This is a genomic window from Marinomonas gallaica (assembly GCF_001639745.1).
Classification (GTDB): Bacteria; Pseudomonadota; Gammaproteobacteria; order Pseudomonadales; family Marinomonadaceae; genus Marinomonas; species Marinomonas gallaica.
Genome location: NZ_LTAX01000002.1, coordinates 386101 through 394056, shown reverse-complemented (window position 1 = coordinate 394056; position 7956 = coordinate 386101). Strand labels below are relative to the sequence as shown.

The 7956-nt window shown below is 43.7% G+C and carries 10 protein-coding genes; 8 read left to right on the top strand and 2 right to left on the bottom strand.

Translation table 11 applies throughout. The annotated features are described in order from the left end of the window. The first annotated feature begins 434 nt into the window (after positions 1–434). From AYW76_RS03925 to AYW76_RS03900, 6 genes are all read left to right on the top strand, one after another. Positions 435–842 (top strand): OsmC family protein, encoded by a 408-nt coding sequence (locus tag AYW76_RS03925; protein WP_031848396.1) that lies wholly within the window; start codon positions 435–437, stop codon positions 840–842. Positions 843–1176: 334 nt separating this feature from the next. Beyond that, positions 1177–2202, top strand: a complete 1026-nt coding sequence (gene trpS, locus AYW76_RS03920) for a tryptophan--tRNA ligase (protein ID WP_067216041.1) — start codon at positions 1177–1179, stop codon at positions 2200–2202. A gap of 143 nt (positions 2203–2345) precedes the next feature. Continuing rightward, a complete protein-coding gene (locus AYW76_RS03915) occupies positions 2346–2621 on the top strand; it encodes a hypothetical protein (RefSeq protein WP_067216038.1) in 276 nt (91 codons plus the stop codon). Between the two features lie 93 nt (positions 2622–2714). Then, on the top strand, positions 2715–3332 hold the full coding sequence (locus AYW76_RS03910; RefSeq protein WP_067216034.1) for an HNH endonuclease: 618 nt from the start codon (positions 2715–2717) through the stop codon (positions 3330–3332). Positions 3333–3442: 110 nt separating this feature from the next. After that, positions 3443–3790 (top strand): VOC family protein, encoded by a 348-nt coding sequence (locus AYW76_RS03905; RefSeq protein ID WP_067216030.1) that lies wholly within the window; start codon positions 3443–3445, stop codon positions 3788–3790. A 44-nt stretch (positions 3791–3834) separates the two neighbouring features. Continuing rightward, positions 3835–4521, top strand: a complete 687-nt coding sequence (locus tag AYW76_RS03900) for a DUF4336 domain-containing protein (RefSeq protein WP_067216027.1) — start codon at positions 3835–3837, stop codon at positions 4519–4521. 47 nt (positions 4522–4568) lie between these two features. Here AYW76_RS03900 and AYW76_RS03895 read toward each other — a convergent pair whose 3' ends face one another. Continuing rightward, entirely contained in the window at positions 4569–5591 is a 1023-nt protein-coding gene (locus AYW76_RS03895) for an alpha/beta hydrolase family protein (protein WP_067216024.1), read from the bottom strand. A 360-nt stretch (positions 5592–5951) separates the two neighbouring features. On the opposite strand from AYW76_RS03895, the gene AYW76_RS03890 reads away from it, so the two are divergent. Continuing rightward, entirely contained in the window at positions 5952–6143 is a 192-nt protein-coding gene (locus tag AYW76_RS03890; protein WP_067038611.1) for a DUF3185 family protein, read from the top strand. 82 nt (positions 6144–6225) lie between these two features. Here the strand turns inward: AYW76_RS03890 and AYW76_RS03885 are convergent, their stop codons facing one another. After that, a complete protein-coding gene (locus tag AYW76_RS03885) occupies positions 6226–7104 on the bottom strand; it encodes a LysR family transcriptional regulator (protein ID WP_067216021.1) in 879 nt (292 codons plus the stop codon). A 96-nt stretch (positions 7105–7200) separates the two neighbouring features. Here AYW76_RS03885 and AYW76_RS03880 point away from each other — a divergent pair, with 96 nt between their 5' ends. After that, positions 7201–7938 (top strand): NAD(P)-dependent oxidoreductase, encoded by a 738-nt coding sequence (locus tag AYW76_RS03880; protein ID WP_067216018.1) that lies wholly within the window; start codon positions 7201–7203, stop codon positions 7936–7938. The last annotated feature ends 18 nt before the right edge of the window (positions 7939–7956 follow it).

Genomic DNA, 7956 nt, shown 5'->3' with positions numbered 1-7956 from the left:
CTCATGCCCTGCTTGTGGAGAACGTACTGTTACTTATCTTGGCGATGCTTCTGAGAGTAAAGTGATAGAACGGCTTCACGTCATGCTGCCATGGGACAATGGCAGTTAGCATTAGCGCTCAGTGAGGTCAGGGTATAAAAATAGATCAGATCATAAAGTCTGAGGGAAGCGCTTGCCTCTCTGGTCAAATCACGCTACAAAAGGGTACATTATGAACCAACATAGCGGCGATCAAAGACGATCTGAAGCGGCATAGTCCAAACAGACTCTGATGTTTAGCGAATTATTTAACAGGGACGTCCCACCATGAAAAAAGCAAATCCCCTATATAGACAACGCAGCCGTTCAACAGTGGGTTATAGCCGCAGCTACGCTGCCGTATAACCCTTAATTGTTAAGTGCAATCAGAGAGTCACATCAAAAAGTAGGGAAGTATGAGCATTAATATAAAATGGGATGGTGATTGTCGTTTTAAAGTGTCAACCGAAGACGGCTTTACGTTTAATGTTGACGCTACAAGTGAGACAGCCCCTTGTCCAACGGAAGTTCTATTGTCGGCTTTAGGTTCATGTAGTGCTACGGATGTCGTCTTGTTACTACAAGATCAAGGTTTTGAAGTTAAAGGCCTAGAAAATAAGGTCAGTTTCGCCCTAACGGAATCAGAACCTCGTTTATATAAATCAGCAAACTTACACTTTACAGTAAATGGCAGTGGTTTTAAGGAGTCTGACATTTTGCGAGCAGCTCAAGAGGCGGTGGAAAAGCATTGTCATGTTTGTCTTATGTTGAGCCCTACAATCGATATCACTTGCTCAGCTGAAGTGGGTGAAAATTGCACTTAACAAAGCGTTTAAGAGGGATTCACAACGCTTGGCAGTTTTGGTTCAAAGTTTAGCTTTTGTGTTTATGGCACAATGGTTTAAATTGGGGGGCATCGCGTTGTTCACCCCTTAACGCGGCGTTATACCTGCTAAGCTAAATTTCATTGAGTTATTTTTTGATGAATGGTAATGTCACCAAATGCAAGAAAATACTTCATACAACTTTAATTCAATTTCATGGTGGCGCTCTATTTTATAGAGCGGCGCTGAATCACATCTATTCAAAGCCGTCGGAAGACTGCTTGTGAATAATCTCATTTATGTCTCCGATGGTATAACTATTAGGAGGCATATTATGCACAATTCTCAAAAAACTATTAAAAAAGAAAAAATATTAACTGGAGATAGAGCAACTGGTCAGTTGCATCTGGGGCATTTTGTTGGCTCGCTTCAGCAACGAGTTGAGCTGCAGCATGATTATGAGCAAACCGTTTTAGTTGCAGATTTACAAGGCTTAACCGATAACGGCCATAATCCACATAAGGTATCGTCCAATATTTTGAACGTTGTCGCTGATTATTTAGCTGTCGGTATTGAACCTGAAAAAACAACTATTTGCTTGCAGTCAGCTATTCCTGCGTTATCTGAATTGACTATGTATTATTCAAACTTAGTTTCTGTTGCTAGACTACAGAGAAACCCAACGGTGAAAAGTGAGGTCTCAGCTAAGTCATTTGGTCGCTCAATTCCAACAGGTTTTTTAACATACCCGATTAGCCAAGCCGCAGATATTACCGCCTTTAGAGCCACTTTAATTCCTGTTGGTGAAGACCAATTACCAATGATTGAGCAAACAAATGAGATAGTGAGAAAACTAAATCATATTGCACAAGATGATATTCTAGTGGAGTGTCGGCCATTATTAAGTAAGGTGTCTCGCTTACCAAGTGCCGATGGTAAAAGTAAAATGTCAAAATCTTTGGGTAACTGTATATTCTTGAGTTCAAGTGAAAAGGAAATTTCGAAAGCCGTAAAGTCGATGTACACCGATCCTAATCATTTAAATATTGAAGACCCTGGGCAAATTAATGGTAATGTTGTATTTACGTATTTAGATGCATTCCACTCTGACTCAGTTTATGTTGATGAGCTAAAAGGTAGGTACCAAACCGGTGGTTTAGGTGACGGAGCAACCAAAAAAATTCTAGAAGAGTGCTTGCAGAGTATATTAAAGCCAATTAGAGAGCGTAGGGAAATGTTTATGTCAGATAAAGCTCAATTAATAGACATTCTTAGAGCTGGTAGCCAAAAAGCCGAAGAAGAATCTAATCAAGTATTAAATAGGGTGAAGTGCGCATTTGGTCTTAACTTATTTAATTAGAAAAGATCAATAAGGTAGGTATAACAAGCCGTTCAAGCAGGACAAATAATATGTTGGCTTTTGCTCCTTCGTCGCTTATTTTAGCCAACATATTATTTGCCTCTTAACGAGGCGTTATGTGTAAATAGTGAAAGGAGAATAAATTGAGTTCTGGTGATCGTGACCGAACATTGGCTGATGTAGAGAAGACATTCTATGAGGCAATGAGTAAGAACACAGTATTTTCGTCCTTAAATCGTTCTGCATCTGCTCTTGAAAAGCTTGCAGTTAATACTGAGGCTCTGACTGCGGAACTTAAGAATGCCAATGAATTTTCTAGTAAATTAACCAAAAGCCTAAATTGGCTAACTTTTGCTGCTGTTGTAATCGCAGCTGGCGCACTGGTTCTGGAAGTATACAAACTATGCGCAGCCAGCTAGCACATAACAAACCGCTTAAATACGTTCCGGCCACAAAAGGCGTGGCCTCCACCGGACTCGCTAACGCTCGCCGTTAGGCATTAAGGAGGCTTCATGGCAGATTCGCAATTTCAAGATTTCATGACATTTGTTAGATCTCTAGCTCATAAACAGCTTCCAACAATTGGCGGTAAAAGTACATTTACTGTTGAAGTGGTCGGCGATGGTTTTATTTTTACTCCAGAGAGTTCTGGTACTCGCCGAAAATCCAGTAATGCAAAACCTTTTTTTGAGCGACATAGAGCTAATGGTTCATACAAAACGACTGATTACTCTGAAAAATCAGTTAATGCATCTTACTATTTGTCCCTTTTAAAAAGATTTTATGCTAATGACAATAAAGTTGTAGAATTCGACAGTGTTAATTCGCCTGAAGCCATAGAAGGTTATTTACTAGATTTCCAATATTTTAAACTTAAGAGGAATAAAAGCTTAGCTGATGAATGCAAAAAAAGGGATGACTACAAATGTCAAGCTTGTGGATTTAAGTTAAGTGTTAATGGTAAATATGCAATTGAATGCCATCATAAGTTTCCTCTTTCAGAGTCAGGGAAAACTAAGACTAAACTAAGTGATTTAATATCACTGTGCCCTACATGTCATCGCTTAACTCACCTACGACAGCCTGCACTTTCTATTACTGAACTTAAAAGGGTACTGAAAAATGCCTAACAAGCTGTTAAAAAATGACAAAAAATAGTTGGTTTTTGCTCCTTCGTCGCTAATTTTAACCAACTATTTTATTGCCTGTTAACAGGGCGTCAACTACCCAAAGGGCGACCATGCAACCAAGTGATTTAAGGGTGTTTATCCCGAGTAAGGATTACGAAGAATCCAAATCGTTCTACAAGGCGTTGGGGTTTCAAATGGAGCCTGCCAGTGATGATTTAACTATTTTTAGCAAAGGCCCTTGTACATTCTTTTTGCAAAGATTTTTCAATGAGGAGTTGGCAAAAAATCTGATGCTTCAGCTTATCGTGTCAGATATTCAAGAGGCATTTGATGTTATATCTAAAATAAGGGGCATTGATATCAGGTTTGAGCCAATCAAATCGGAGCCTTGGGGAAAGGTCATTTATCTTTGGGGGCCATCAGGGGAGCTGTGGCATGTCACTGAGTTTAGCAGTTAACAAGTCAATAATGTCACTTTGAACATCGATAGGATGGGAAGAGCATGAAGATGTTAGCCGATGATATTTGGATTTTTGATGGCGAGTCTGTGCCGTTCTTTGGGTTGCCTTATTCCACGCGGATGACGGTGGTTAGGTTGTCTAGTGGCGATCTTTGGGTTCACAGGCCGATCAAGTTGTCGGCGTCCATTATGGAGCAGGTGGACAATTTGGGCGGCGTTAAATACTTAATCGCGCCAAATCAATTGCACCATTTATTCTTGCCTGAATGGATGTCGGCTTACCCTAATGCAGAGGTTCATGGTACAGATGGGGTAATGAAAAAACGCAGTGATTTGTCTTTTCATGCGCCGCTGAATAATTCACAACGTTATGCTTGGGATTCAGACATTGAGCATGAGTTGTTTACTGGCTCGCCTTTGATGGAAGAGTGTGTGTTTTATCACCATCACTCAGGTACGTTGATTGTGACGGACTTGGTAGAGAACTTCTCGGGGAATGAGTTTAACGGCTGTCAACGTGTGGTGGCGAAAGGTGCGGGTATTTTAGCGCCGAATGGCAAGACACCTTTGGATTGGCGGTTAAGTTTTATCTTTGGTAAGGCGAAAGCCCGAAAACACTTTAATAAAGTGTTGTCTTGGAACCCTCAAGTATTGGTAATGGCACATGGGGAAATTGTCAGCGAAGAGACGGACAGGTTCTTACACAGGTCTTTCAAATGGTTACTGTAGCAAGCCCTTGAATAACCCCTGCCAGTCTCGCGTTTAACCCTTATTTCTTAATACGAATCTTGCTGCAAAAACGCTGAAATATCGTGGTACATGTCATCGTGAAGTGCAGGACGTGTGCTTTCGCCATCTCGGCATACGATGCTGTCTCCTGGTGATTCTTCTTCCAAAATGGCTTCTGCGCCTTCTTTGCAGAGCTGCATAAAGCTAAAGTGCAGTGCCTCGCTGTAGGTTTTGTAGCGACGTTTTAAAAGCGGAATGTGCTCGGCCAAAAAGCCGGTTTCCAGCTTCTCATCTAAGTCACCGATATCAATGCCGGCAGACAGTAATAACGCTGGCGTTGAGAGGGTTTTTAAGCTGTCGATCGATAACCCTCGTGCTAGACCAAGGTCCAGTGAGACGATTTTTTGAATACGAGAGTCCTGTAAATTCGATGCGTCAGAAGGCGCTTTTTGTGTCAGGTCCATCTCGTCAATGACGGCTGTGATTCTAGGGTTAGGGTAGCGGTTGTATTGCGCTAACAGCTGCACTGGGTCGGTCTGAGCGCCTGCAAGTAACATAACCGTCCAACCACCTAGGGAATGGCCAATAGCACTGATGCGGTGTTGATCAATAGCGTCTTGCCAAGTGGGGCTCGCCAGCAGCCAATCTAATGTGCGGGTGAGGTCTCGTGGTCGTTGCCACCATTGCTGTGCCGCTGCTTTGTCATGGCTATAAAAGGTGGTTCCGATGTGGTCGACGCCAGCCACGATGTAGCCAGCTTGTACTAAACGCGTTGCTAGCCAGTTTAAATTACGCCAACTACCACGATAGCCATGGGAGAGCAGTACCAGCGGAAAGCGTCCTGCTTGCAGGGTGGCTTCTTGTATGACCGAGGTGCCAAGGAAGACGCTGTTTTCAGCCACTTGAGTGATGGGCGATTGGTCTGCGGTGGGATACCAAAGAGTCACTGGCACAGGGCGGTCGGATTTATTGCCAATCTGAGTTTGAGTAAAGCCCACTTGATAAGAGGGGCTGCTGGCAAGTACTTCCATAGCAAACAAGAAACAGATCAGGGTTAGAAGGTATTTCATCGTGGGGTGACTCCCTTGTGTTAACACGGTAAGAAGCCTCAACTATGGAGTAAACACAGCATGGAGGCGTCCTAAGACCGTACTTAGGACGTCCTTAAACCCGATATAGGACGTGAAAGCGGTGCTAAATCGTGATGATCGTAATTCTTTTAAGCACGATTGAGTCGCATTGGTTAGGCAGCAAGTAAAAAAACGTCTAATGGGCCCAGCTGCTTGCGTGAGCCTTGGCACTAAGCGCGAATTAGCCTAAGTTGTTTTATAAGGTGTCACGGAGGGCGAAGCGTGTATTGTAGAACATGCGCTTACGTCAAACATGTTAGACGCTCGTGTTCGAGCATCACTTATGGCTGAGGAATTATTATGAATAACAAAATTATCGGGATTATATTGATCGCTGTTGGCGCGGCCTTAGCTCTATGGGGATACAACGTTTATGACGCCGCAGGGTCGCAAATTGATCGAGCTTTGAGCGGAGACACGCCTATTGAGGCTTGGCTCGGCATGGTTGGCGGTGCTGTCTGTATCGGCATTGGCTTGTTAAGAATCAAGTAAGACGGCCGCTCGTTAGAGTCAGTTGAAACAACATTTTTTCTGACTCTAACGTAGCTAAACGCAGGCTTGGCTCATGTAATGTTTAAGCATCGATGTAATCTAACCCTGTCGCAAGCTGGTCAAAGACAAAGCGCACTCGCGGGTTGGTTCGTAACTCACGATGGCTAACTAACCAGACCGGTAATTCAAATAATGGTTGTTCAGATCGACGCACCGCTTTAAATCCAAGTCGGTTGCCAATGTCTGTAGGCAGGATGACCATACTGTCGCCTTGGTGAGCAAGTACCACATGTAGCCATTGAAAGCTGGTAGTCACTTGAAAGTTCTCAACCCCCACTGACCAGCCGCGTTGATTCAACATTCCAATCACTTTTTCTTGTTGATCAAAGCCAATAATCTGTACGTTTTTATAATCCGTTCGCTCCAGTTGAGACACATATTCTTCTCTACCAAATAGGTCAATCGGTTCCATTGCCAGTTTGCGGGTTATCAAGTCAGCCTGTTCAGGACGTTTATTACGGATTGCGATGTCGGCTTCGCGTGTTTTGAGGTTAGACATGGCGTTGGATACCTCAATATTCAATTGTAACTCTGGCGCTTGTTCACGAATGCGTTTCACGATGGAAGGGATTCGAAAAGCCGCATCGAGTTCGCTTACAGCTAAGGTGACGGAACCGCGTAAGCTTTCTGATTGGCCTTTTGCGCTCAGTGACATTTGCGTCGCCGCTTCTTGCATAACCTCGATATAACGAATTAATTGATGGCCTGCGTCTGTTACTTGAATCCCGCGGCCCATGCGTTCGAATAAGGTGAGCCCGAGCTGAGCTTCCAGCGAACTCATTTGTCGGCTTAGAGTAGACTGGCTGAGATCGTGTGCGTCGGCTGCAGCGGTCAATGAGCCCATGTTGGCAACAGTCAGGAACACGCGCGCGTGGTTCCAATCAAAAGTGTTTTTATCCATCCGTTAATGCATACCTTCTAGTTTTTTTTGCCATATATCTTTCATTTATGCATTCGTATAGTGAGCAAATCTTAACCATGAGACAAGTGATTCGATATGAAAATTTTTATTGCAGGTTTGACTGGTGCTACGGGGAGGCTGCTTGCGTCTCAGCTGCTTGCAAATGGACATACGGTATTTGGTTTAGCTCGTGATCCAAATACTTTACCTATCAATATTCGCTTCCATTGGAACATGAGAATTCAGCAGGGTAGCTTGCTGGATATACCCGATAAGGAATTACACGCGGTACTGAATGAAGTCGAGGGTATTGCATGTTGCTTGGGCCATAACCTAACGCGACAAGGTATTTGGGGGCAGCCGCGAACGCTGGTACGAGACGCTGTGCAGCGATTGGTTGAGTTAACTCAGCACAAGCCGATGCGTTTGGTGTTGATGAGCAGTACTGGTGTCATCAATATCCATAACAATGAGCAATTGAAACGAGTGGATCGTGCTGTGATTTCGGTATTGCGTAAAATCTTACCGCCCCATAAAGACAATGAATTGGCGGCGGCATTGTTGCAAAACCAAACCTACCCGAATTTGGAATGGTGCATTGTCCGCCCCGATAACCTGGTTGATCATGATGACGTGACTGACTATAAAGCCTTTGCCTCACCGCAGTTAGGTGTGATTACAGATACTGGGCAAACAAGCCGAATTAACGTGGCACACTTTATGAGCACGTTGCTGACAGACGAGGTAACGTGGGAAAACTGGCGAGGCCAATGGCCAGTGTTGTATAACGCCGCTGATTTACATGAAAAATGCGTTTCGCTTTCATCGTTTTAGTTTGATATAGAGGCGCTT